Origin of the sequence: Halomonas flagellata, assembly GCF_022487945.1 — a bacterium.
Taxonomy (GTDB): domain Bacteria; phylum Pseudomonadota; class Gammaproteobacteria; order Pseudomonadales; family Halomonadaceae; genus Halomonas; species Halomonas flagellata.
This window is the reverse complement of sequence record NZ_JAKVPY010000016.1, coordinates 30800-54993: the sequence shown is the minus strand read 5'-3', so window position 1 is coordinate 54993 and position 24194 is coordinate 30800. Positions and strand designations below refer to the sequence as shown.

Below are 24194 nucleotides of genomic sequence, written 5' to 3'. Positions count from 1 at the left end.
ATCAGTATTGCGTTGTCAGTGGTTTCGCTCCCGCTCATCGGCTTTATCGGCGATGGCCTCGACGATCGGACAACCTTCCTGCATCGGCCCCTCTCCTGAGCACTCGATGAGAGTTCTCGACAGCACGGCCTCGACTCGGGAGAGATGCTTGATCTGCTCGCGGATCTTGTGCAGTTTCTCTTCGGCGATGCGCTTGGCCTGGGCTCGGTCGCCGTTGGCATCCTGGAGGATCAGCAGCTCGCGAATCTCGTCGAGCGTGAAGCCCCACTGCTTGGCATGAACGATGAATTGCAGCCTGGCCACCGCGTCGACGGGATAGCGCCGATAGTTGGCGTCCGTGCGCTGCGGGGCGGGCATGAGTTTCTCTTTCTCGTAGTACCGAATCGCCTGGCTGGCGACCCCGCTGAGTTCGGCAAGCTCGCCGATACTGATGGTTTGCATGGCTTCACCTCACGACACTGTGAATCGGACCTTCAGGCAGACCTATGGGGTCGGGCTGCCGGGTTCAGGAACAGTGGCCCTGGTCAGTCCCGCTGGCGCACGACGCAGGCAGGTCGTCTTGACAGCCCAATCCTGGAGAAGCGCACTCTGGGGTCCCCAATGGCGACAGCGAAACGATGATGTACTGCGCACGATAACCTTGAAGCCAACTTTAAGGTCAAGCGCCTTCGGCATAGCGATTATTCTAAATACTTATATTGTTATTCAACTATTCATGGTTGACCTTGAAGTGGACATAACCTCTAGAATCGTTCACTGAACCGAATGCGAAGCAGGCAGCCGGCCGCAGGCCGGTTCGCGCCTCGTGCGTTGACACCCCCAGGAAGCGTAATGCCTTGGAATCTCTCTCTTCTATCGGCTTGATCGGTGCTTTCGCCGGCGGGTTGATCTCCTTCTTCTCTCCCTGCACCCTGCCGCTGCTACCGGCCTACCTGTCGGTGGTCACGGGCGGTAGTGCCGGCAAGGCCGATAGACGGCTTGAGGCGTTGATCCTCAGTGCCTTCTTCATCTTCGGCTTCAGCATCGTGTTCATCGTGCTGGGGCTCGGCGCCAGCGGTATCGGTCAACTGCTGCGCGGCTATCGCCAGGAGCTCAACTGGATCACCGGCTCCGTGGTGATCGTGCTCGGCCTGTTCATGACCGGCGTGTTCCGGTTGTCGCTTTTCCAGCGCACCCTTCAGTTCACACCGAACGTCCAGGGCGGCTCCCCGCTGTCGGCGACGGTGTTCGGGGTATCCTTCGCCATCGGCTGGACACCCTGTATCGGCCCCATCCTGGGCGCCATCCTGATGGCCACCTCCAGTGCCGCCAGTGCCCAGGCCGGCATGATCTATCTCAGCGCCTATTCAGTGGGCCTGGCGCTGCCTTTTCTCGCCAGCACCCTGCTGATCAATCGATTCGCCCTGCATCGGCAAAGTCTGGGGAGGTGGAGCGCCTATGCTCGGCCGGTCGCCGGCACGATCGTGATCCTCATGGGCATCGCTATCGTCTCGGGTACCATGACGCGTCTCTCCAGCATCATGGTCGATCTCTTCCCGTCCCTGGCGACGCTGGGATAGTCGATACTGAATCTCACCACGCCATCCAACGAACAGGTGACGATACCTGATGTCCTTTTACGAGAAGCATATCTTGCCCCATCTCCTCCACCTGGCGTGTGGCAACAAGGTGGTCGATCGTCAGCGGGCGGCAGTGGTGCCGGAAGCGCGGGGTCGTGTCCTGGAGGTGGGCATGGGGTCCGGTATCAACATTCCTCACTATGATCCAGACAAGGTCGAGCTGGTCTGGGGGCTCGAGCCTTCCGAAGGCATGCGACGCAAGGCCCGCCACAACGTCGCCGACGCACCGTTCGAGGTGCGCTGGCTGGACTTTCCGGGCGAGGAAATTCCGCTCGAGGACAATAGTGCGGATAGCGTGGTGCTCACCTATACCCTGTGTACGATTCCGGACTGGAATCGGGCGCTCGAGCAGATGCGCCGTGTCCTCAAGCCGGGAGGACAGCTGTTGTTCTGTGAACATGGCACGGCGCCGGATGAGAGTGTGCGCAAGTGGCAAGACCGCGCTAACCCCCTGTGGCGCAAGATGGCAGGCGGGTGCAATCTCAACCGGCCGATACCCGAACTCATCGAACATGGCGGCTTCGGTATTCACCGGATGGAGACAGGCTATCTGCCGAAGGTCCCAAGATGGGCCGGTTTCAACTACTGGGGGGCAGCCGTTTCCCGGTAACCCGGTATGCGGTCAAGGAGCCGGATGGACTTCGTGAACACGCCCTGATCATAGGGTCTCCACGCCAGAAGCAGGGGCATCGCCCATGGACGACGTCGCCAGCCAGTTCATCGCCGCCAACGAGACCGCCCTCCGACTGGCGGTGGCGCTGCTGCTGGGGGCGCTGATCGGCATCGAGCGGGGCTGGGTGGCACGGGAGCAGAAGTCCGGCGAACGCATCGCCGGCATCCGTACCCATGCCCTGGTGGGACTGCTCGGCGGCATCGCCGCGCTGCTCGCCGAACGGCTCATCGCCTGGGCCTTCCCGCTGCTGTTCCTGGCCGTGGCGGCCATCGGCCTGGTGGCCTGGCGGGCCCGGGTGAGCGAACATCGCGACTACAGCATCACCGGCCTGATCGGACTGCTGCTCACCTTCTGCTTCGGCGCCATCGCGGTGGCCATCGACCTGGCCCTGGCCACCGCCTGTGCCGTGATCACCGCGGTGATTCTCGACAACAAGCGCGAGATCCACGGCCTGCTGGGCAAGCTGCAGGCCCACGAGCTCGATGCCGGCCTCAAGCTGCTGCTGATCACCGTGGTGATGCTGCCGTTGCTGCCCAACCAGGGGATGGGGCCGGGCGAGGCCCTCAACCCCTACCAGATCTGGTGGATGGTGGTGCTGATCGCCGCGATCTCCTTCGTCGGTTACTTCGCCATCCGTGTCGGTGGCCCCGAGAAGGGCATCCTCTTCACCGGCCTGTTCGCCGGGCTCAGCTCCTCCACCGCCCTGACCCTGCACTTCGCCCGCCAGTCGCGCCACAGCCAGGAGGTCCAGGCGATGCTGGCCGCCGGCATCCTGCTCGCCTGCGGCACCATGTTCCCGCGCATCCTGATCTACGCCGCGGTGGTCAGCCCCGGCCTGCTGCCTCGACTACTGCTGCCGGTCACGGTGATGGGCGTGCTGCTCTATGCCCCGGCCCTCTACCTCTGGCGCACCCAGCATCGGGCGCTCAAGCTCGACCGACCGGCGCTGATCCAGAACCCGCTGGAACTGCGCACGGCGCTGCTGTTCGGTGCCCTGCTGGCGCTGATCATGCTGCTCGGTGAATGGCTCAGGGAGTGGCTGGGCGAGGCCGGCATCTACCTGCTGGCCGCCACCTCCGGGCTGGCCGATGTCGACGCCATCACCCTATCGCTGACCCGCATGTCGCTGGGGCGCATCGACGCCTCCACCGCGGTGCTGGGGATCGTCATCGCCGCCGCGGTGAACAACCTGGTGAAGGCCGGCCTCGCGGCCGGCTTCGGCACTCGCCGGCTCGGCCAGCGGGTCGCCCTGCCGATGCTCGCCTCCTTGCTGGCAGGGCTGGCGCTGGCCTGGCTGGTCTGAGCCGGCGAGCGAGCTCAGTCCCGCCGTCGTTCGACCTCGGCCAGACGCCGCTCGAGGAAGCGCCGCTCCGCCGCCTGGGTCACCAGGCGCAGGGCCTCGCGGTACTGCGCGGCGGCCTCGCCGTATCGGCCCAGCCGACGCAGCAGGTCGGCCCGGGTGGCCGGCAGCAGGTGATAGCCGGGCAGGTGGATCTCCTCGAGCAGGTCCAGGCCCGTCTCCAGACCGTCCGCCATGGCGATGGCCACGGCACGGTTGAGCGCCACCACCGGAGTGGGCTGGAGGCCGTGGAGCAGGCTGTAGAGCGCCGCGATGCGCCGCCAGTCGGTCCGGGCCGCCGTGGGCGCCTGGGCATGCAGGGCGGCGATCGCCGCCTGGATCGTGTAAGACCCGGCCAGCAGGGAGCGCGCCCCCGGCGACCGGCCTCGCAGGGCCAGCTCGACCTGGGCGACACCCTCGGCGATCGCCTCCCGGTCCCAGCGCGTACGGTCCTGCTCCTCGAGCAGCACGATGTCGCCGGCGGTATCGGTCCGCGTCTCGCGCCGGGCGTCATGCAGCAGCATCAGCGCCAGCAGGCCCCGGGCCTCGCGCTCGGCGGGCAGCAGCCCGACCAGCAGGCGGCCGAGACGAATCGCCTCATGGCACAGCTCGACGCGTATCAGCCGATCGCCGTAGCTGGCGACATAGCCCTCGTTGAAGATCAGGTAGATCACCGCCAGCACCGCTTCCAGACGCTCGGCCAGGTCGTCGTCGTCCGGCACCTCGAAGGGAATGCCGGCATCGCGGATCTTGGCCTTGGCGCGCACCAGCCGCTGGGCCAGGGTGGGCACCGGCACCATGAAGGCCCGGGCGATCTCCTCGGTGGTGAGCCCGCCCAGGGTGCGCAGCGTCAGTGCCACCTGGGCGGACCGGGACAGGGCCGGATGGCAGCAGGTGAAGATCAGCCGTAGGCTGTCCAGCGGCTCGGGCTCGTCGCCACCCGACGCGGACTCGAGCAGCAGCGCCAGATGGGTCGCGAGCTCGCCCTGCTTGCGCTCGCGCATCTGCCGATGGCGCAGCTGGTCGACGGCCTTGTGCCGGGCGGTGGCCGCCAGCCAGGAGACCGGGGTCGGTGGCACGCCCTCGGCCGGCCACTGCGCCATGGCGGCCTCGAAGGCCGCCTGCAGGGCATCCTCGGCCAGCGCGAAATCGCCGAAGCGGCGAATCAGGCCGGCGAGCAGGCGACCATACTCACGCCGATAGAGGGCGGCCAGGTCGAGCTGCGTCCCCATCACATGCGATAGGCCGGGTCCACCGGCCGCACCTCGACCGCGCCCCCCACCCGCAGCGGCGGGATGCGCCGGGCCAGGGCCAGGACCTCGTCCAGGTCGCGGCACTCCACCACATGGAAGCCCCCCAACTGCTCGCGGGCCTCGGCGAAGGGGCCGTCGAGGGTCACCACCTTGCCGTCCTGCTCGCGCAGGGTGGTGGAGGTGGCCACCGACTGCAGCCGTGCTCCGCCCCGGTAGTGGCCGCTGGTGACCATCTCCTGGATCAGCCCATGGTAGTCATCCATCACCTCGTCGCGCGACGCCTCGGGCAACGCCTCCCACAGGGCCTCGTCGATACAGCACATCAGCATGTATTGCATGTCGAAATCTCCTCGGTTGCCAAGCAGCCTAGGCGCTGCCTGCACAAGGGTCGAGCGACGGTGGTGAGAATCGACAGCGCATCGAGTGCGCCGGCGAGGTCGATGGCCGCCTCACTCGCGGGTGGTCCCGAGCAGCCGCACGCCGAGCCACCGGGCGAGCCCGGTGGCACCGTCCTGCATCACGGCATGATGATTCCAGGCGAACAGCGGCCCCGCGACGGGGGCCACCAGGGCCATCCAGCGCCGGACGGGGCGTACCCGCCATTCGTATCGCACCCGGGTGACTCGCCCCTCCTCGGTCAACTGCCAGCGGCCGCTACCCTGCACGTCGCCACTGGCGATTCCCTCGATCGATCGGCCCGGCCGGACGCGGGTGACGCGGATCTCGAAGCGCAGGCGATAGCCCAGGCGGCTCTTCCAGGTGTAGCGATACCGCCGGCCGATGCCGTTGGTATCACCCGGCGTCAGCTCCTCCACCGAGCAGAGGCTCTCCCACCAGGCCGGCCAGCATAGCGACGAACTGATGGCCCGATACACCTCGTCGATCGGCGCCTCGAACCGCCAGGTGGTGACGAACCGGAACTCCGCCATGTTCGGGGTCCTTGCCTGCGCTCAAGACAGGTGCTCAGGGCGAGAAGAAGCTCTCCGGCAGGTCGGGATCGATGACGATCTCCTCCAGCCACACCCTCTCGATCACGCTCCCCAGCCGGTCCGAACTGATGACCTTGAGCGGGAACAGGGTCTCCTCGTCGAGCCACAGCTCGTAGCGGGCCACCTCGCCCACCCGGTGCCCCTCCTCGCCCTGCACGACCAGATGATGGCTGCGGCGACCATCGACCACGGCGCCACCCAGATGATGCAGCTCCCCCTGCTGCTGCAGTCGCTGCACGTTGCGCAGCAGGGTGCCCACGTCCGACTCGTCCACCCGGTGTCCCCGGGCGCTGCGTACCAAGGGGTTGAGAGGGCTGAGGGACAGACCGACACGCCGCTCGGGGGAGCCGAAGGGCCAGAGCCGGACTCGCCGGGTCTCGGGGCTGTAGATCAGCACGGCCCCGCTGTAGGGCGTGACCATGTCCATGCGGATGAAGCCGGGGCGACGGTAGGCGTAGCGGATGATCTCCTCGCCACGCCGACCCTCGCTGCGCACGGTCAGTTGGTAGGCATTCACCCGCTCGAAGCGCGACAGGGCCGCCGACAAGGGATCGGGCTCCAGGCCGAGCGCGACCACCATCAACAGTTCCGGCAACATGCATCTCTCCCCCATGGCCAGGCGGCGACCTGCCTGCCCTCAGCTTAGCAGCGTGGAGCCCGTGAACAGGCACAGTGTGACCGACAAGCTCCTGGCCATAGTGCTGCCCATCAGCGCCTTCGTGACCCTCGGCTTCGAGCACTCCATCGCCAACTGGTTCTTTTGCCCCTGGGGCTGGTCCTGGATGGGCAAGGGGTGGTGTCACTTGCCGGCTCGCTCGGCAATCTGCTGGTGGTCAGCCTGTGCAATATCGTCGGCGGCAGGGTCACAGCAACCGTGCCGCCAGCTCGGCCAGGCTGGCCTCGACCGACGCCCCGGGCGTGCGCGCCTCGTCGCCTTGACGATACTTGCCGGTCTGGACCAGTGCGCCGCGCATGCCGATGTCCATGGCCGCAGCCACATCGGCCTCGGCATCGTCGCCGACCATCAGCGCATCCGCGGCGCCCACGCCGATATCCTCGAGCACGGCCCGGAAGAAGCCCGCCGCCGGCTTCCCCAGCACCACGGCCTCGGTGTCGGCGGCGTACTCGAGCGCCTTGACGAAGGGGCCGACATCCAGGTGCAGGCCACCGCGCTGGCGGAAATAGCGGTTGGTGCCCACGGCCAGCAGTGGCGCGCCCTGCTGGAGCACCTGAAAGGCCTCATCGAGGTGCCGATAGTCCAGTCGATGCTCGGCATCGCACAGCACCACCGCATCGGGGTCGGCGAGGTTCAACCCCTCGAACTCCGGCTCGAGGGCCTCGTGAACCAGCAGGTAGGGGCGCAGCCGGTGCTGCTCGAGATAGCGCCGGACTGCGGCCGGTGCCGTGAGGACCTGCTGCCGCTCCAGCTCGAAGCCCATCTCCAGTAGCTCGGCATAGACGGTGGCGCTGGTCTTGCGGGAGGTATTGGTCACGAAACGCAGCGCCAGGCGGGAAGCCTGCAGCCGCGCCACCGCCTCCACGGCACCGGGCAGTGGCACGCCATCTTCGTACAGCACCCCACTGATATCGAGCAGCACCGCCTGCAGCATCGTCATCCCCTCGCTCCTTCCCCTCCACTCTCCAGACTAGCAGCTGATCGGTGCCGCGTTCGCGCAGGGCACGGCGGGCATCCCTCTGTCACGGTGGCTGGGCAGAAACAGGAATCGCTCCTGGCAGTAAAAGACAACGCGCCCGGCAAGGAAAGCCGGGCGATTCGATTCTATTCTGAGAGCTAGGAGCCCGAATGGCCGCCAGGAGACCGTCATGATAGACACGGATTTCCGCACGCTCGCTGTGGGGCTGCCCGGGGCGGTGGAGCACGCCCACATGAACCACCCCGATTTCCGGGTCAGCGGCAAGATCTTCGCCTCCCTGGGCTACCCAGACGAAGCCTGGGGCATGGTCATGCTGACGCCGGAGGAACAGCAGCACTTCATCGCGGAGAACCCCGAAGGGTTCCAGCCCGCGCCGGGCGAATGGGGCGAACAGGGCTGCACCAGCGTGCACCTGGCCTCGGTAGATCACCACCAGGTGCGCGCCGCCCTGATCGCCGCCTGGCGCAACAAGGCACCCAGGCGCATGACCGAGCACTTCCACGAATAAGGCCCGTATCACCAGGCCCACCCGCGAGCCTGAAGGCATGGCCGTGCCCTACCCGATCCCCCCACCGCCAACCCTCGAATCATCGACGCGACCCGCTCGACGTGGTCGGCGCGCTACTCCTCCTCGGTGGGCCGATAGGCCTGCATCAGGCGGCGCTGGACGGCGTCGGGAGCCGGCTCGTAGTGGCTGAACTGCAGGGTGTAGCTGCCGGCGCCGCCGGTCAGCGCATTGAGCCGGTTGGAGTAGTCGGCGATCTCCGCCAGCGGCACGATCGCCTGGATGCTGACCTGGTCGCCATGGTTGCGGGTGTCCTGGATGCGCCCGCGACTCGCGGCGAGATCCGCGGTGAGATCGCCCATGGCGCTGCTCGGCCCCTCGACCACCAGTTCCGCCACCGGCTCGAGGACCACCGGGTTCGCCTTGCGCACCGCGTCGAGGAACGCCTTGCGACCGGCGATGACGAAGGCGATCTCCTTGGAGTCCACCGGATGGGTCTTGCCATCGTGCACGGTGACCCGGATGTCCTGCAGCGGGTAGCCGGCCACCGCCCCGCTGGCCATGGCCTGGCGTACGCCCTTCTCCACCGCCGGCAGCAGCGAACCGGGAATCACCCCGCCGCGGATGGTATCCACGAACTCGAAGCCGGCCCCACGCGGCAGCGGCTCGACGCGCAGGAACACCTCGCCGAACTGCCCGGCCCCGCCGGTCTGCTTCTTGTGCCGGCAGTGTCCCTCGGCGGAGGCACCGATGGTCTCCCGATAGGCGATGGAGGGCGTGCTGGTCTCGACCTCGAGCCGGAAGCGCTCGGCAAGCCGCTCCAGGGCCGTGCGCAGATGCAGCTCGCCCAGCCCGCGCAGCACGATCTCCTGGGTGGTCGCGTCCTGCGTCACTTCGAGGCCCCGGTCCTCCTCGACCATCCTGGCCAGTGCCTCCCACAGCTTCTGCTCGTCACCGTGCCGGGTCGCCTGGATCGCCAGGCCGAACACCGGGGCGGGCAGTGCCACCGGGCGCAGGTGGATATGGTCCTCGTCGTGGGAGTCGTGCAACACGCTGTCGAAGGTCACCTCGTCGACCTTGGTCAGGGCGCCGATCTCGCCAGGGCCCAGGCGCTCGACGTCGAGATGCTCGCGGCCCTGCAGTCGAAACAGGGTGCCGACCCGGAACGGTTTGCGAGCCTCGCCGGCAAACAGCCGGGTATCGCGGGTGACGGTGCCCTGGTGGACACGGAACACCGCCATCTTGCCGAGGAAGGGGTCGTGCTCGATCTTGACCACGTGGGCCAGGACGTGGGCGTCCGGGTCGGGGCGGGCATGGTACTCCCGCCTGCCCTTCTCGTCGTCGCGCAGGAAGGGCGGCGGATTGCCCTCCAGGGGACTGGGCATCAGCCGCGTGAAGATCTCCAGCAGTTCGCGCACCCCGGCGCCACTGGCCGCCGACACGAAGCAGACGGGCACCAGGTGCCCGTCACGCAGCGCGGCCTCGAAGGGGTCGTGGAGCTGAGCGGGATCGAGCTCCTCCCCCTGCTCCAGATAGAGCGCCATCAGCTCCTCGTCGAGCTCCACCACCTGGTCGACCAGCATCTCGTGGGTCTCGGCCACGGAGGAGAAGTCCGCCTCGCCGGCGGGAGTGAAGAAGCAGTCCGCCACCCCCCGGGCACCCTGCGACGGCAGGTTGAGCGGCAGGCACTCGGGGCCGAAGGTGGCACGGATCTCCTCGAGCAGGGCGGGCAGCGCGGCGGGCTCGGCATCGATCTGGTTGACGATGATCAGCCGGCACAGTCCCCGCTCGCCGGCCCACTGCATCATCCGCCGGGCGCCGGCCTCGATGCCGCGGCCAGCGCTCACCACCACCGCCACCGTCTCGACGGCCGGCAGGATGGAGAGCGCCGCCCCCTGGAAGTCGGCCAGGCCGGGGGTATCGATCAGGTTGATCCAGGTCTCTCGCCACTCGATGCCCAGCACCGAGGCGCCGATCGAGTGCTGCAGCGCCTTCTCCTGAGCGGTGGTATCGCTGACCGTGGAGCCCTTCTCCACGCTGCCGGCACCGTCGACCGCACCGGCCGCCGCCAGCAGCGCCTCGGCCAGGGTGGTCTTGCCGGCACCGGCCGGGCCGGCCAGGGCGATATTGCGGATACGTTCGGGGGATAGCTCGGGCATCTCCTGGCAACTCCGCTGCGGTTCCATGCCGCGGATACGCGACTGTCTCTAGACAGGGTAGCAGGCGGTAGGGAAAACAGAGGAACGAACCACCGCTACTGCCTGCCCCGTCCGCGGAAGTGATGGCGGTCGATGCCCCGGCGAATGGGTGCTCGCCGCTGGAAGTGATGGGGCGCGAGTCCGCGGCGAATGTCCTTCCGCCGCTGGAAGCGTTGGCGCTCGATGCCCCTGCGTATGGGCTCTCGCCGCTGGAAGCGATGGGGCGCAAGGCCGCGGCGAAGGTCCTTCCGCCGCTGGAAGTGATGGGGCTCGATGCCCCGGTGAATGGGCGCTCGCCGCTGGAAGTGATGGGGCGCAACGCCGCGGCGGGGAGGGGCAAACCGCTCGCGTTCGAACCGACGTGGGCCGATGTCGAACGCCGGCGAGTGAATCCGGCCGGTTGTCCCGAACCTCACGCCATCATGCCGCCGTGTTCGATGCCGAATGCTTCGGCCGGAATGCCGCGGCACGTGACGCCCGCGGTGGATGTCGTGTTGCTGTGCCCGATGTCGCGGGGCGATCACGACCGCCCCCGGCGAATGCCGATGCACCACCCCGTGGCGGTGGTGCCGGTCGAAGGTGCCGAAGGAGAACTGCGTGGACACGCGGCCCCCGGAACGCCACAGGATGCCGACATGCGCCCGAGAGCTCGCCACCATCAGGGGCCGGGACGGCAACGCATCGGGATGGATCGGCGCCAGCCCCTGGTCGGTCTCGGCCGAATGAAACGTCGGTGACACTTCCTCGATAGACAGGTCCTGGGCTGGCAGGGGGGATACCGCCATGAACAGGAGCAGCAAGGGGGCGAGCACCAGCCTGGCAAAGACGCGCATGGTCACTCCTCCTCGGCGGGCAGGCCTGAGCAGGGGAAAACCACGCGGCTGGTTCCCGCGTCAAGCGCGCACACCGCTTTCCGGCACCCGGGTGGGGGGCACCGCAACGCGTGCGGTACTCCCGCGACGATAGCTTGGTGTCAATAAATTGAGACCCCCGTCGCCCCGGTATCGTTCCCCCAGCGGTCACGCCAGGCGGGGGGCCCGCTCCTCGGGGGAGAGCGGCCGATAGCCGGGGCCGCGCCGCAGTTGCTCCGTCACCTGCCACTGCTCGGCGGCCGGCAGCACCTCCAAGCAGTGGACCTCGCCGTTGTGCAGTACCGCCTCCGGTACCCCGTCGCGGTAGAGCAGGCGGTTGCCCGCCACCGCTGGCAGGCGGGAACCGGGGGTGAGAATCCCCAGCAGGTTGAGCGGGTCGGCGGCCGACACCACGACGCGGGTGTCGTCCGGTTCGCGCTTGCGCATCGCCTTGAGCGCGCCAACCGCCTCCGGCAGCGCGAACTGCTCGCCGGCGAACTGCTGCACGAAGCGCCCGCCGCGAATCTCGCCGCGCGCCTCCAGGCGACGGTAGACGTAGAGCAGCTCGCGCCACGGCGGCAACGCCGACTCGCGCTCCAGCACCCGCCGGAACACCACGCCGTAGCGGCCGAGCAGCACCCAGGCGATATGCTCCAGGCTCTCCAGGTCGGTGGTGATCCGCCGTCGCTCCGTGGTTGCCTCGCGCTCCGGCGCCGGCAGCCACGACCAGCGACCGGCGGCATCCACGCCCGGGGCCTGGCGGCGGCGACGCCGTCGCCCCGCATCGATCGGTGGACGCTTGTGGGCCGGGGCGATCAGCGCGCGCAGCCCGGTGAAGCTGTCCGAGGTCACCAGCCCCCAGGCCGCCAGCTCGCCCAGCGCCTCCTCCACCTGGGTGCGCAGCATCCGCGTTGGGCCGAGCAGGTCGGCGAAGAACATCGCCCCGCCGGCCTGCAGCGCCTCGAGCACCCGGCGCGCGCCCCCGGACAGCGGCAGCGCCTCGGGATCCGGGGCCGGTGTCGCCGCCCGCCAGTCGTTCAGAGCCCGACGCTCCACCAGGGCAATGGGCGTATTGCGCAGCGGCCCCGGCCGCTGGCGGCCGTCGTCCGCCGCCAGGCGCGGCGACACCAGGCGCAGCCAGACGAAACGCCCGCTGGCGAGCAACTGGTCGAGCAGGTGGGGGGCATAGTCCGCGACCCGGGCCGGCAGCACGTCCGGCTCCCAGGCCCCCGCCGCCACCGGGAAGCCCTCCAGCCGCTCCACCGCTCCCGCCAAGGCCTCGGCCCCCTGCGGGCGATCGGTCAGGCCGTGCCAGTCGAGCAGGAAGCGTAGATAGGTCTGGACGCTGACCGGCTCGATCTCGGCCCGCCGGCGATCGATGGCATAGCGATGCATCCGGGCCAGCAACCGCCGCTCGCACCACTCGACCTCACTCGTGGTGCCGGTATAGCGGCCCTGGAGCACGAAGCCTTCGGCTTCCAGTCGCGCCAGCGCCGCCATGCCCCGTGCCGGCGACATGCCCAGTGGCGCGGCCAGGGTCGCGGCGGTCACCGGGCCAAGCGCCTCCAGCCGCGAGCGCAGCAGCTCGATCAAGGCCGTGTCGGCGCTCTCGGGGACCGGCCCCACCGCCTCGATCGCGGGCGTCGGCGCTGCCCGGGGCTGGACCTCGCGCACTTCGGCCAGCCGCTCCGCGGCGACCCACAGCACCTCGCCCTCGGGCATGGAGACCGCCGTGGCGCGCCGCGCCTCGGCCAGCTCGGCGAACCAGGCACGCCACTCGTGCCCTTCCCGCTCGGCTTCCGTCGCGGTCAGGAAGCCGCACAGCACCAGGGCATCGTGCAGCTCGTCCATGTCGCGCGGTACCGGCCAGGCCTCGTCGCGCACGCGGCGAATGACCTCGGCATCGTAGCGCGACGAGGCCGCCGTCTCCGCCACGTCCAGCGCATCGCCGGTGCGCACGCTCAGGGTGCGCCGCTCCTCCTGGGCACCGTCGTCGAGGAAGGCGTAGGGCCGCGCATTGACCACCTCCTCCGCCAACGGCGAGGGCACGGCGAGATCCCGGCCACACACGGCGATCTCGCCCGCCTCCAGTCGTTCGAGCAAGTGTTCCAGGCCGGCCACGTCCATGGCCTGTGTCAGGCAATCATGCAGTGTCTGGGAAACCAGCGGATGATCGGGAATCTCGCGCATACCGGCCAGGTTCTCGGCACAGGCCAACTGGTCGGGAAAGACCACCGACAGCAGGTCCTCGGCATCCTGGCGCTGCAGTTGGGGCGGGCGCCGCCGGCCGATGCGGGTGCGCGGCACCGCCAGGCCGATGGAGGCGTTCCAGCGCCAGCGCAGGCCGAACATCGGCGCGTCGAGCAGCGCCTGGGCCAGCACCTCGCGCACCGTCCTGGCCTTCAGGTAGTGCCACACCTCGTCGAGCGGGAAGCTGTGGGTGGGGCCCAGCGACAGCACGATGGTGTCTTCCAGCGCCGCTGCCTGCAGCTCGAAGTTGAACTTGCGGCAGAAGCGCTTGCGCAGCGCCAGCCCCCAGGCGCGATTGAGCCGCGAGCCGAAGGGCGCATGCAGCACCAGGTGCATGTCGCCCGCCTCGTCGAAGAAGCGCTCGAGCACCAGATACGCCTGGCTGGGCACCACGCCGAGCGCCGCCCGCGCCCGGGCGAGGTAGGCGGCAAGCTGCTCGGCCGCCTCGCCAGCGAGGCCATGGGTCGACTCCAGCCACTCGCGCGCGGCGTCCTCGCCCTCTTCCGCCAGGCGCTCATCCACGCCGGCCCGCAGCCGCGACACCGCCTGGGACAATTCCTCGCTGCGCGCCGGCGCCTCGCCGAACCAGAAGGGAATGCTCGGCGGCGCGCCCCTGGCGTCCTCGACGAACACCCGCCCGGTCGCCACCTTGAGAATCCGGTAGCCCTGGTTGCCGAGCTGGAAGACATCGCCCGGCATGCTCTCGAAGGCGAAGTCCTCGTTGACCGTGCCGACCCGGAGTTCCTCCGGCTGCAGCATCACGTCGTAGTCGAACTGGTCGGGTATCGCGCCACCGTTGGTCAGCGCCACCAGCCGCGCGGCTCGCCGCGGGCGCAGGCGGCCGTTGACCCGGTCGCGGTGCAGATAGGCGCCACGCCGTCCGCGGCGGGTGGTGTAGCCATCGGCGAGCATCTGCAGCACGTCGTCGAAGCGTTCCCGGGGCAGCGCCCGATAGGGCCAGGCCGCGGTCAGCCGCCGGAACAACGCTTCCTCGTCGTATTCGCCGGCACCGGCGACCTCGGCCACGATCTGCTGGGCGAGCACGTCCAGCGGCCCCTCGGGGATGTGCAGGCGGTCCAGCTCGCCCGCCTGCACGGCCCCCATCAGCGCCGTGCACTCCAGCAGGTCGTCGCGGGTCAGCGGGAACAGCCGCCCTTTCGGCAAACGACCGACGCCATGGCCGGAACGCCCCACCCGTTGCAGCAAGGCGGCGATGGAACGCGGCGAGCCGAGCTGGCAGACCAGGTCGACCTCGCCGATGTCGATCCCCAGCTCCAGCGAGGCGGTGGCCACCAGGGCGCGCAGCTCCCCGCTCTTGAGGCGCTGCTCCGCGTCCAGGCGATGCTCGCGGGCCAGGCTGCCGTGATGCGAGGTCACCGCCGCCTCGCCCAGGCGATCGGCCAGGCGCCGCGCCACCCGCTCACAGACGCGCCGCGTGTTGGCGAAGATCAGGGTGGTACGGTGCTTCTCCACCAATGCCGCCAGGCGGTCGTAGACCTCCTCCCACACCTCGTTGGCCATCACCGCGGCCAGCGGCGAGCCGGGCACCGCGATGGCCAGATCGCGCTCGCGCACATGGCCGGTGTCGATCACCGTGCACTCGGCGCCGCCAGTGAGAAAGGCGGCGACCTCCTCCACCGGCTTCTGAGTGGCCGAGAGGCCGATGCGCTGGGGCGGCTCATCGGTCAGGGCGGCCAGCCGCTCCAGCGACAGCGCCAGATGCGAACCGCGCTTGGTGCCGGCCACGGCATGGATCTCGTCGACGATCACCGAGCGCACGCTGGAGAGCATGCGCCGGCCCGACGCCGAGGTCAGCAGTATGTAGAGCGATTCCGGCGTGGTGACCACGATATGGGGCGGCCGCTTGCGCATGCGCTCGCGGTCCCCGGCAGGCGTATCTCCGGTGCGTACCCAGGCACGGATTTCCGGCGTTGGCAGGCCCTCTGCCGCCAGTTCCTCGCTAATCCCCGCCAGCGGCGCCTGCAGGTTGCGCTGGATGTCGTTGGAGAGCGCCCGCAGCGGCGACACATAGAGCACCACCGTCTCGTCGGGCAGCTCCTCCCCCAGACCGCGACGCACCAGACCATCGATGGCCGCCAGGAAGGCCGCCAGGGTCTTGCCCGAGCCGGTGGGCGCGGCGATCAGCACATGGCCGCCGGCGCCGATCGCCGGCCAGGCGCGGGCCTGGACCTCGGTGGGCACGCCGAGGTCGCGCTCGAACCAGGCCTGGACAGCTGAATGGAAGGCGTTGAGTGGCATGACAATACACCTCACCGGTAACCGCGGCGCCATGATCCAGGACCGGAAAATGCCTTGTAAATCCTCGCTGACGGCACCATGGTTCAAGTAAAGCCTGATTGCCTATGGGGTGTCCATGACACAGCGGGACGATCGGCGGAACGGGAAGCGGCAAGGCCACATGCAGCAAGACAATGGCCAGCCCGACCCGAACGAGGAGCTTCGGAACAAGATCCGTCAACAGTGGATGATGTTCGTCTGGTTGTTGGTGGGGCTCCTGCTTTTCTTCTACTACATCGACGTTCAGCAGCAGCCGACACGGGCCGAACTCGGCTACTCCGAATTCGTGGAAGCCGTGGAGGATGGCTATGTCAGCGAGGTTACCCTGCGGGGCCAGCAAGTCGATGGCACCTTGACCGAAGAAGGCCGCAGGAACCTGGAAGTCGGTGACGCCCAGGCATTCGAAACCGTGCTACCGGAGATGGACCACCAGCGGTTGCTCGACCGACTCGAGCAGCATGGGGTGAACATCAAGGCGCTGTCGACCGAATCGCCTTGGTGGCAGCAGCTGCTGATGGGAATGCTGCCGCTGATCCTGATCCTCGGCCTGCTGTTCTGGTTCTGGTATCGCATGCAGCAGAGAGCGATGTCGGGAGGCGGGCTTTTCGGCATAGGCCAGTCCAAGGCCAAAAGAATCCGGCGCGAAGACAGCCACGTGCGCATGAGTGACGTGGCGGGCTCGGACAACGCCAAGCGGGAAATCGCCGAAGTGGTGGAGTTTCTCAAGAACCCGGCTCGCTTCCGTCAGCTCGGTGCCAAGATTCCGCGCGGCATCCTGATGATGGGGCCGCCCGGCATCGGCAAGACCCTGATGGCACGTGCCGTGGCCGGCGAGGCCGACGTGCCGTTCTTCAGTGTCAGCGGTTCCGAGTTCATCGAGATGTTCGTCGGTGTCGGTGCCTCGCGGGTACGCGATCTCTTCAAGCAGGCCAAGGAGGAGGCACCCTCGGTAATCTTCATCGACGAGCTCGACTCCGTGGGCCGCACCCGTGGCGCCGGCATGGGGGGCGGTCACGACGAGCGCGAACAGACCCTCAACCAGATCCTCGCCGAGATGGATGGCTTCGAGGTAGAGGAATCGGTGGTGGTGCTGGCCGCCACCAACCGCCCCGACGTGCTCGACCCGGCCCTACTGCGCCCCGGCCGCTTCGACCGCAAGATCACCATGGAACGCCCCCACCGGCAGGCGCGTCATGCGATACTCCAGGTGCATACGGCGAACATCCCCTTGGCCGAAGGCGTTTCCCTGGAGCGCCTGGCGCAGATCACCACCGGCTTCTCCGGCGCCGACCTCGCCAACCTGGCGAACGAAGCGGCCCTGCTTGCCGGGCGTCGTGAGAAACACGAGGTGGACTGGGCGTGTTTCGCCGATGCACGCGACCGCATTCTGCTCGGCGAAGTCCGGGAAGCCGCCCTTTCCGAGCGAGAGCGGCATATCGTGGCCTATCACGAGGCCGGCCACACGTTGTTGGCCTACCTGCTGCCCCACGCCGACCCACTGGAGAAGGTCACCGTCATCCCGCGCGGCCAGGCGCTGGGGGTGACCGCGCAGGTTCCCGAGGAAGAGCGCTACAACTACAACGAGTCCTACCTGCGAGACCGCATCACCGTGATGTTCGGCGGGCGCCTGGCCGAGTCCATCGTCTTCGGCGAAGTCAGCAGTGGCGCGGAGAACGACCTCCAGCAAGCGACACAACTCGCCAGACGCATGGTGGCCCACTGGGGCATGAACGAGCGCATCGGCCCCACCGCCTTCCCGCAGAGCCATGAGCATGTGTTCCTGGGCAAGGAACTCGGCCAGGGACGCGAGCACAGCGAAGCCACGGCCGCCGTGATCGACGACGAGATCCGTCGGCTCCTGGTGGACATCGAGTCCCGCGGCCGTGAGCTGCTCGAACGCAACCGTGATCATCTCGATACGCTCGCCGACGCCCTGGAACGGCATGAAACCCTGGAAGCCGACGAGATTCGCCGCCTGCTCGAACCGTCACGGCCACACATCGCCACGCCCCCTCAAGGGTGAGGACCGCGTGGTACCAGGCTGGGCCGTCGCATGCCCAGCGCCGGCAGGATGAGGATGGACGACACCACGGCACAGGCCGCGAGGAAGGCGATCACTCGATGGCCGCACCCGGCGACGCCACCTCGCCGTGGCCCGCCTCCCGTTCGAGCAAGGCGCGTTTTCTCTCCACACCCCAGCGATACCCGGACAGCGTCCCGTCGGTGCGCACCACCCGGTGGCAGGGAATCGCGATGGCGAGCGTATTGGCGGCACAAGCCCGGGCGACGGCTCGCACCGCCCGGGGTGCCCCGATCCTCTCGGCCACCTCCGCATAGCTGGCGGTCGAGCCCACCGGTATCTCGGTCAGGGCATGCCAGACACGCCGCTGGAAGGCGGTCCCGCGGATATCCAGGGGGAGCGACAACCCGAGCCGCGGGGCCTCGACGAACCCCACGACACGGGCCACCCACTCGTCGAAGCCCGCATCGCCGGGAATCAGCCTGGCCGCCGAGAAACGCTCCTGGAGCTCGTGCAGCAGCTGGTCCGGGTCGTCGCCCAGGGAGATGGCACAGATCCCCTCGTCGCTGGCGGCCACCAGGATCGATCCCAGCGCACACTCGCCCAGGGCAAAGCGGATCTCCATGCCCTCACCTCCTGAACGGTATCTCTCCGGCGTCATGCCGAGGATCCCGGACGAGGCGGCATAGAAGCGGCCGCTGGAGCTGAAGCCCGCATCGAAGATCGCCTCGGTCACCGTCTCGCTGCTCAACAGCTCCTCCCGCACCCGCTCGGCGCGACACGCGGCGCCGTATGCCTTCGGGGTCAAGCCGGTGGTCGCCTTGAACACCCGGTGGAAGTGAAAGCGACTCAATCCCGCGGCGTCTGCCAGATCGTCGAGGGAGAGAAGGGCCTCGGATGCCTCGATCAGGCGACATGCGCGGGCAACCGCCTGGGCGTGTCGCTGCGCCAGCGATGTTGCCTGTGGTCGACATCGCTTGCACGCCCGATAGCCGGCTCGTTCGGCCGCGTCCCCGTCGGTGTAGAACTCGGTGTTCTCACGGCGCGGCCGCCGCGCCGAGCAGGTCGGCCGGCAGTAGATCCCGGTGGAGCGAACCGCATAGACGAAGGCACCGTCCGCCGTAGTGTCCCGGTTCAGGACCGCCTGCCACCTCGCCTCATCGGTGGTGAAGGTACAGGGCGGATCAACGCGATCATGGGTCATGACGGGTCCCCTTCCATTACCCGATTCTCTGTTCATCGAGGATGGGCCAGCCGGCCTCCATTCGCACTCCGTCTCTTGCTTTCAAACCAGCCAGCTGTCTCCGACGTCGACACGCTGTCAAAGCGGCCCGTTTGACGGCAAGAAGCGGAGTGAACCCGATCGCACAAGGCGAGGGGGGCGCCTAGTCGGAGTCTGTCGCCCCGGGCTGCCGAAACACCAGCACCAACCCCAGCAGGATGGCCAGCATGCCCGCCAGGCTGAGCGCGGACAGCGCGTTGCCCAGGAACAGGTAGTCCATCGCCGCGGTGACCGCCGGCACCAGGTAGAACAGGCTGGTGACATTGACCAGGTTGCCGGCCTGGATCAACCGGTACAGCAGCAGTTGCGCCACCACCGAGATCACCAGGGCCAGCCATAGCAGCGGGATCAGGAACCCCACCGAGAGTTCGAACGACAGCGGCTGGAACGCCGCGAAGGGCAGGCACAGCAGCAGGCTGGCGGCATACTGCAGCGGCAGGACCTCGATGGGCGACTGCTGCATGCGTTTCTGCAGGATGGCGCCGCCGGTCATGCAGGCCAGGGCCCCCAGCGCGAACCCCATGCCTCCCGGCGAGAAGCGAGCCAGGCCGATGCTCTGGTAGACCACCATGACCAGCCCGGTCAGCGCCAGGCCGAGCCCCAATACCCGCACCAGCGGGAAGCGCCGCTCCAGCAGCACCAGCGTCAGTATCGGCTGCACCCCCAGCACGGTGGCCAGCACGCCCGGCGTAATGCCTTGGGCCAGTGCCAGGAAGTAGCAGATCGCATAGGCGCCGACCAGCAGCAGCCCGGTGAAGGCGACGCGCAAGCGCGTGCTGGGCGCGGGCAACCAGCGTCGTCGGTACAGCCCGATGGCCATCAGCACGGTCAGCGCCAGGGCGAAGCGCAGCACCAGGAAGGCGGAAGCGGAGGCGTGATCGAGCCCCCACTTGGTGAAGATGGCGCCGCTGCCCCACAGCAGCACGAAGAGCGCCGTGGAGCCGTAGACGGCCCAGGCAGTGTTGTGGAATGTCATGAGGAAAGTCACCTGTCGAGAGACGCACAGGCTCCAGCGGCCCTATCGGGCCAGCGCTGCGAAGAGGCAATCGACTACTGGAGCCGCCTGGCGGGCTGGCGATCAGCCCAGGGCAGACGCGGGCGGCGGGGAAACACCGGCCACGGCGATCCCCACCGGCGGAGAGACACCGACCGGCGGGGCAACAGATGACAGGGGGGGAGCAGTCGCGGCACGCACCACGGCGGCGACCGGAGTGGCCACCATCGTGGAAAGAGGAAAGCGTGCAGAGGTGGTCATGAACAGTTCCGCCTGGATGCGACTACGCATTAGAAAATAGCATGCCCGGCCGCAGCGTCAATCCACATCGCGTCGTAGTGCATAACCAGGCTGCTGCATACCCGACAGCGGGCTTGTTCCTCGGTTGCCAACACGAATCGCCGCACCGGGCCTGACCCTCGACGAGCCCCTTCGTTAGAGGCCTTCCAGTTCGGCCTGCCGCTGCCTGACCGCCTCGACCGCGAAGGCCATGAAGGCGCGGACACGGGCGCTGCGACGCAGGTCCGGATGGACCAGCAGCCACAGGTCGGTCGCCACCTCCGGGCCGATTGCCAGCACGCACTCCAGTTCGCTTTCCCGGCGAGCCATGTAATGCGGCACCACGGCGAGCCCCGCGCCGGCCCGGGCGGCCCCCAGCGCCGCGACGACGCTGTTCGTGCGTAGCGCGAAGGCCTCCGGCGGCACCCGTTCGTCCAGCCATCGGCTGCTGGCGAGATGGCGGATCATCTCGTTGCCGCCGACGAAGCGGTGCCCCGTCGGGCGCGCCGGATCCTCGAGCGCCGGACGCTCCCGCAAGTAGTCGCGCGCGCCGTACACCCCCCAGCGGATGGTGCCCAGCCGGCGGCCGATCAGGTTCTCCGGCGGCGCCTGCGTCGGGCGAATGGCGACATCCGCCTCACGCCGGGCCAGGTCGAGAAAGGCACTGACGATCAACAGCTCCAGCTCAATGCCCGGATAACGCTCGACGAAGCCCTGGAACACGGGCGCGAGAAACGCATTGGCCAGGGTATCGGTGGTGGTCACGGCGACCCGCCCCGACAGCCTTACGTCGCGCCCACCGAGCTCACGCTCGATGGCCTGCGCCTCCTCCTCTACCCGTTCCGCGTGCTTGCGCAGTATCTCGCCCGCCGCCGTGGGCACATAGCCCTGCGGCAAGCGATCGAACAAGCGCACCTCCAGGCCGGCCTCCAGCGCCTTGAGCCGCCGGAACACCGTCGAGTGGTTGACGCCGAGCGTACGCGACGCCCCGGCCAGGCTACCGGCGCGAGCGATCGCCAGGAAAAGCCGCAGATCGTCCCAGTCGAAGTTCATGCCTTGCAACTCTGCAATGATCCTATGCAAGTTTTGTCGATTTCATTGCCGATGCGCAAACCCTACGCTGGTCGTCACGTTGCCGAGGCAACGGATTCACATCGCCGACAGCAGGAGTCCCACCATGAAGACGATCCACCGTGAAGAGCTTGCCGCCCGCCTCGAAAGCCGGGAGCACCCCACCCTGGTAGAGGCGCTGCCGGAGAAGTATTTCCGGGAGTGGCACCTGCCGAATGCCGTCAATATCAACCACGACCAGGTCAAGCAGCGCGCGCCCGAGTTGCTGCCAAACAAGCATGCCGAGATCGTGGTGTACTGCGCCAGCGCGACCTGCCAGAACTCGGACATGGTGGCCAACCAGCTCGAGGCCATGGGCTATACCGACGTTGCCGTCTTCAAGGGCGGCAAGGCGGAGTGGGAGGAGGCCCAGTTGCCCGTCGCCACGGCCTGACGAGCCTTGGCCCTTCGCTGGGGCCTGCCGTGCTTCGATCCGGCGGGCCCCTTTCGTGGCGGCGTGGGTCCCATCCCAGCGACGTGTCGAACGCCACCCGCGTCGCCGTCGATCACTGGACAGGCCCGCGCCTCCCCCTCTATACCACAAAGGCATATCGCCCTTGCCGGTCTCGCCTGGCGGCGCGGTATCGACAGGATGCGCCATCTTCGGTGTCGCCATTGCCTGCCCAGGCGGCAGGCGCAAGGACGTCGCGGGTCCGGGGACACGACATGACGTCGGCGGGCACCGATCCATGCCGAAGGAGGGGAAGATGGCGAACGAGCCCGTCGCCTCACGAGAGCCATCGGGGCAGCGGCGCGACCGCCTCAACCCCGTGGTCTTCTACGGTTCGGCCATCGGCATCGTGGCCTTTGCGCTATGGGCCATGATCTTCACGGAACCGGCCGGCGCAGTAATCAACGCCGTGCTGGCCTGGGTTTCGGACAGCTTCGGCTGGTTCTACTTCGTTGCCGTGGTGCTCTACCTGGTATTCGTCATCTGTATTGGCCTGTCGCGCTATGGCAAGCTCAGGCTGGGTCCGGCCCACTCCACACCCGACTTCAATATGGTCACCTGGGCCGCCATGCTGTTCTCGGCCGGCATCGGTATCGACCTGCTGTTCTTCTGCATCGCCGAACCAGTCACCCAGTTCCTCGCGCCGCCGGAAGGCGACCCCGGCACCGCCGCGGCCGCCCGCCATGCCATGGAGCTGACCTTCCTGCACTGGGGCCTGTCGGGCTGGGGCATCTATACCCTGGTGGGCATGTCGTTGGCCTTCTTCAGCTACCGCCACGGCCTGCCGCTGACCATCCGCTCCGCGCTCTACCCGCTCTTCGGCCATCGCATCCGCGGCGCGCTCGGTCACGGCGTGGATATCGCCGCGGTGCTGGGCACGGTGTTCGGCATCGCCACCAGCCTGGGCATCGGCATCATCCAGCTCAACTTCGGCCTCAACTACATGTTCGGCATCCCGGAGAGCACGGTCACCCAGGCGGCGCTGGCGATCCTGATCGTGGTCTTCTCCGCCATCTCGGCGGTGACCGGGGTCGACAAGGGCATCCGCCGGCTGTCCGAGTTCAACATGCTGCTGGCGCTGCTGCTGATGCTGTTCATCCTGTTCAGCGGCAAGACGCTGTTCCTGCTCAATGCCCTGGTGCTGAATGTCGGCGACTACCTGGGCCGCTTCGTCACCCTGTCGCTCAATACCTATGCCTTCGATCCACCCACCGACTGGCTGAATGCCTGGACGGTGTTCTTCTGGGCCTGGTGGATCGCCTGGGGGCCGTTCGTGGGACTGTTCCTGGCCCGCATCTCGCGCGGCCGCACCATCCGCCAGTTCGTGGCCGGCACCTTGATCCTGCCCCTGTCCTTCATGATGGCGTGGATGTCGATCATGGGGAACAGCGCCATCGACCTGGTGATGAACGACACCGGCGTCGTCGATTTCGGCGAGCAGGCCATGAACAATCCAGGCTCGGCCATCTACCTGTTCCTGCAGAGCTATCCCTGGATCGGGCTGACCACGGTAGTGACGTCCCTCCTGGCCATCGTGTTCTTCGTGACCTCGGGCGATTCCGGCTCCCTGGTGCTCTCCAACCTGACCTCGGTGCTCACCGACCCCAACCACGACGCGCCGGCCTGGATGCGCATCCTGTGGGCCGCCGTCATCGGGGTACTGACCCTGGCCCTGCTGATGGCCGGTGGCCTCGGCGCCCTGCAAAGCACCGTGGTGATCATGGGCCTGCCCTTCGCCTTCGTGTTGTTCCTGATGATGCTGGGCCTGTTCAAGGCCCTGAAGGTGGAAGGCCTCAAGGAGGACAGCCACCGCGGCAGCATGGCCGGCCACCTGTCGGGCCGTACCGCGCCAGGTGAGGGTGCCGCCCGCAACTGGCGCCAGCGCCTGGCCCGCGCCGTCAGCTTCCCCAATCATGGGCAGGCCAGCCGTTTCCTCGCCGACGTGGGCAAGCCGGCCATGGAGGAGATCCGCGAGGTGCTGAGCGAGAAGGGCTTCCCGGTGGAGATCGTCGAGGGCAGCGGCGAGCACGAGCACCTGGCCCTGAACGTGAGCCTCGGCGATGAGCCGGACTTCACCTACCAGATCTGGCCCCACCAGTGCGCCATGCCCGCCTTCTCCATTCGCGACACGCGCGCCGGCACCCATTACTACCGACTGCAGGTGCACATCGGCGAGGGCGGCCAGGGCTACGACGTCTATGGCTACACCCGGGAACAGCTGATCGCCGATATCCTCGACCAGTACGAACGGCACCTGTTCTTCCTGCACTCCCAACGGGAGCTGCCCGGCGCCGCAGCCAACATGCCGGACGATCCCACCACGCCGGGACGCTGACACCAGGGAGCGATGCCATAAGCGACCAAGCCTTCGACCTGGCCGGCCGTCGACTACCACAACCTGATGGACTGGGTGAAACGCCACGACGAA

19 protein-coding genes and 1 pseudogene are annotated in these 24194 nt (G+C 68.0%); 9 read left to right on the top strand and 11 right to left on the bottom strand.

Going from position 1 to position 24194, the window contains the following annotated elements:
• Positions 1-15: 15 nt before the first annotated feature.
• The gene (locus MKP05_RS13775) at positions 16-441 is read right to left on the bottom strand and encodes a heavy metal-responsive transcriptional regulator (RefSeq protein ID WP_240568808.1); all 426 of its coding nucleotides are present in this window, start codon (positions 439-441) and stop codon (positions 16-18) included.
• A 395-nt stretch (positions 442-836) separates the two neighbouring features.
• Here MKP05_RS13775 and MKP05_RS13770 point away from each other — a divergent pair, with 395 nt between their 5' ends.
• From MKP05_RS13770 to MKP05_RS13760, 3 genes are all read left to right on the top strand, one after another.
• Complete coding sequence (locus MKP05_RS13770; RefSeq protein WP_240568807.1) at positions 837-1559, top strand: cytochrome c biogenesis CcdA family protein; 723 nt, start codon at positions 837-839, stop codon at positions 1557-1559.
• 49 nt (positions 1560-1608) lie between these two features.
• A complete protein-coding gene (locus MKP05_RS13765) occupies positions 1609-2229 on the top strand; it encodes a class I SAM-dependent methyltransferase (RefSeq protein ID WP_240568806.1) in 621 nt (206 codons plus the stop codon).
• Between the two features lie 85 nt (positions 2230-2314).
• Positions 2315-3595: an MgtC/SapB family protein gene (locus MKP05_RS13760; protein ID WP_240568805.1), complete on the top strand. Its 1281-nt coding sequence runs from the start codon at positions 2315-2317 to the stop codon at positions 3593-3595.
• Between the two features lie 14 nt (positions 3596-3609).
• On the opposite strand, the gene MKP05_RS13755 is transcribed toward MKP05_RS13760, so the two are convergent.
• The 4 genes from MKP05_RS13755 to MKP05_RS13740 form a co-directional block, all read right to left on the bottom strand.
• The gene (locus MKP05_RS13755; protein ID WP_240568865.1) at positions 3610-4863 is read right to left on the bottom strand and encodes an RNA polymerase sigma factor; all 1254 of its coding nucleotides are present in this window, start codon (positions 4861-4863) and stop codon (positions 3610-3612) included.
• Positions 4863-5222, bottom strand: coding sequence for a YciI family protein (locus MKP05_RS13750; protein WP_240568804.1), 360 nt, complete (start codon positions 5220-5222; stop codon positions 4863-4865). Before MKP05_RS13750 ends, MKP05_RS13755 begins: the two co-directional genes overlap by 1 nt.
• 111 nt (positions 5223-5333) lie before the next feature.
• Positions 5334-5813, bottom strand: a complete 480-nt coding sequence (locus MKP05_RS13745; protein WP_240568802.1) for an SRPBCC family protein — start codon at positions 5811-5813, stop codon at positions 5334-5336.
• A 34-nt stretch (positions 5814-5847) separates the two neighbouring features.
• Positions 5848-6471: a LolA family protein gene (locus tag MKP05_RS13740; RefSeq protein WP_110283173.1), complete on the bottom strand. Its 624-nt coding sequence runs from the start codon at positions 6469-6471 to the stop codon at positions 5848-5850.
• Here MKP05_RS13740 and MKP05_RS21950 point away from each other — a divergent pair.
• A pseudogene (locus MKP05_RS21950) lies at positions 6470-6637 on the top strand (formate/nitrite transporter family protein); the annotation flags it as partial. The gene MKP05_RS13740 and the pseudogene MKP05_RS21950 sit on opposite strands and share 2 nt — an antisense overlap.
• Before the next feature lie 99 nt (positions 6638-6736).
• Here the strand turns inward: MKP05_RS21950 and MKP05_RS13735 are convergent.
• Positions 6737-7489: a TIGR01458 family HAD-type hydrolase gene (locus tag MKP05_RS13735; protein ID WP_240568800.1), complete on the bottom strand. Its 753-nt coding sequence runs from the start codon at positions 7487-7489 to the stop codon at positions 6737-6739.
• 208 nt (positions 7490-7697) lie between these two features.
• Here MKP05_RS13735 and MKP05_RS13730 point away from each other — a divergent pair, with 208 nt between their 5' ends.
• A complete protein-coding gene (locus MKP05_RS13730) occupies positions 7698-8036 on the top strand; it encodes an MmcQ/YjbR family DNA-binding protein (RefSeq protein ID WP_240568799.1) in 339 nt (112 codons plus the stop codon).
• A 113-nt stretch (positions 8037-8149) separates the two neighbouring features.
• Here the strand turns inward: MKP05_RS13730 and fusA are convergent, their stop codons facing one another.
• Positions 8150-10192, bottom strand: a complete 2043-nt coding sequence (gene fusA, locus MKP05_RS13725; protein ID WP_240568798.1) for an elongation factor G — start codon at positions 10190-10192, stop codon at positions 8150-8152.
• A gap of 122 nt (positions 10193-10314) precedes the next feature.
• Between fusA and MKP05_RS13720 the strand changes: the two genes are divergently transcribed.
• The gene (locus tag MKP05_RS13720) at positions 10315-10968 is read left to right on the top strand and encodes a hypothetical protein (RefSeq protein WP_240568796.1); all 654 of its coding nucleotides are present in this window, start codon (positions 10315-10317) and stop codon (positions 10966-10968) included.
• A 282-nt stretch (positions 10969-11250) separates the two neighbouring features.
• On the opposite strand, the gene MKP05_RS21785 is transcribed toward MKP05_RS13720, so the two are convergent.
• Positions 11251-15591 carry a DEAD/DEAH box helicase gene (locus MKP05_RS21785; protein WP_276316619.1) on the bottom strand — a complete coding sequence of 1447 codons (4341 nt, stop codon included), beginning with the start codon at positions 15589-15591 and terminating at the stop codon, positions 11251-11253.
• A 160-nt stretch (positions 15592-15751) separates the two neighbouring features.
• Between MKP05_RS21785 and ftsH the strand changes: the two genes are divergently transcribed.
• Entirely contained in the window at positions 15752-17653 is a 1902-nt protein-coding gene (ftsH, locus tag MKP05_RS13710) for an ATP-dependent zinc metalloprotease FtsH (RefSeq protein ID WP_240568794.1), read from the top strand.
• Positions 17654-17744: 91 nt separating this feature from the next.
• Here ftsH and ada read toward each other — a convergent pair whose 3' ends face one another.
• The 3 genes from ada to MKP05_RS13695 all read right to left on the bottom strand — a co-directional run bounded on the left by ada (position 17745) and on the right by MKP05_RS13695 (position 21258).
• Positions 17745-18854 carry a bifunctional DNA-binding transcriptional regulator/O6-methylguanine-DNA methyltransferase Ada gene (ada, locus tag MKP05_RS13705; protein ID WP_240568793.1) on the bottom strand — a complete coding sequence of 370 codons (1110 nt, stop codon included), beginning with the start codon at positions 18852-18854 and terminating at the stop codon, positions 17745-17747.
• Positions 18855-19035: 181 nt separating this feature from the next.
• Positions 19036-19908, bottom strand: a complete 873-nt coding sequence (locus tag MKP05_RS13700) for a DMT family transporter (RefSeq protein WP_240568792.1) — start codon at positions 19906-19908, stop codon at positions 19036-19038.
• 453 nt (positions 19909-20361) lie between these two features.
• On the bottom strand, positions 20362-21258 hold the full coding sequence (locus MKP05_RS13695) for a LysR family transcriptional regulator (protein ID WP_240568791.1): 897 nt from the start codon (positions 21256-21258) through the stop codon (positions 20362-20364).
• 124 nt (positions 21259-21382) lie between these two features.
• On the opposite strand from MKP05_RS13695, the gene MKP05_RS13690 reads away from it, so the two are divergent.
• Together MKP05_RS13690 and betT are read left to right on the top strand one after the other, a co-directional pair.
• On the top strand, positions 21383-21709 hold the full coding sequence (locus MKP05_RS13690; protein WP_110283160.1) for a rhodanese-like domain-containing protein: 327 nt from the start codon (positions 21383-21385) through the stop codon (positions 21707-21709).
• Between the two features lie 313 nt (positions 21710-22022).
• Entirely contained in the window at positions 22023-24101 is a 2079-nt protein-coding gene (gene betT / locus MKP05_RS13685) for a choline BCCT transporter BetT (protein WP_240568790.1), read from the top strand.
• The last annotated feature ends 93 nt before the right edge of the window (positions 24102-24194 follow it).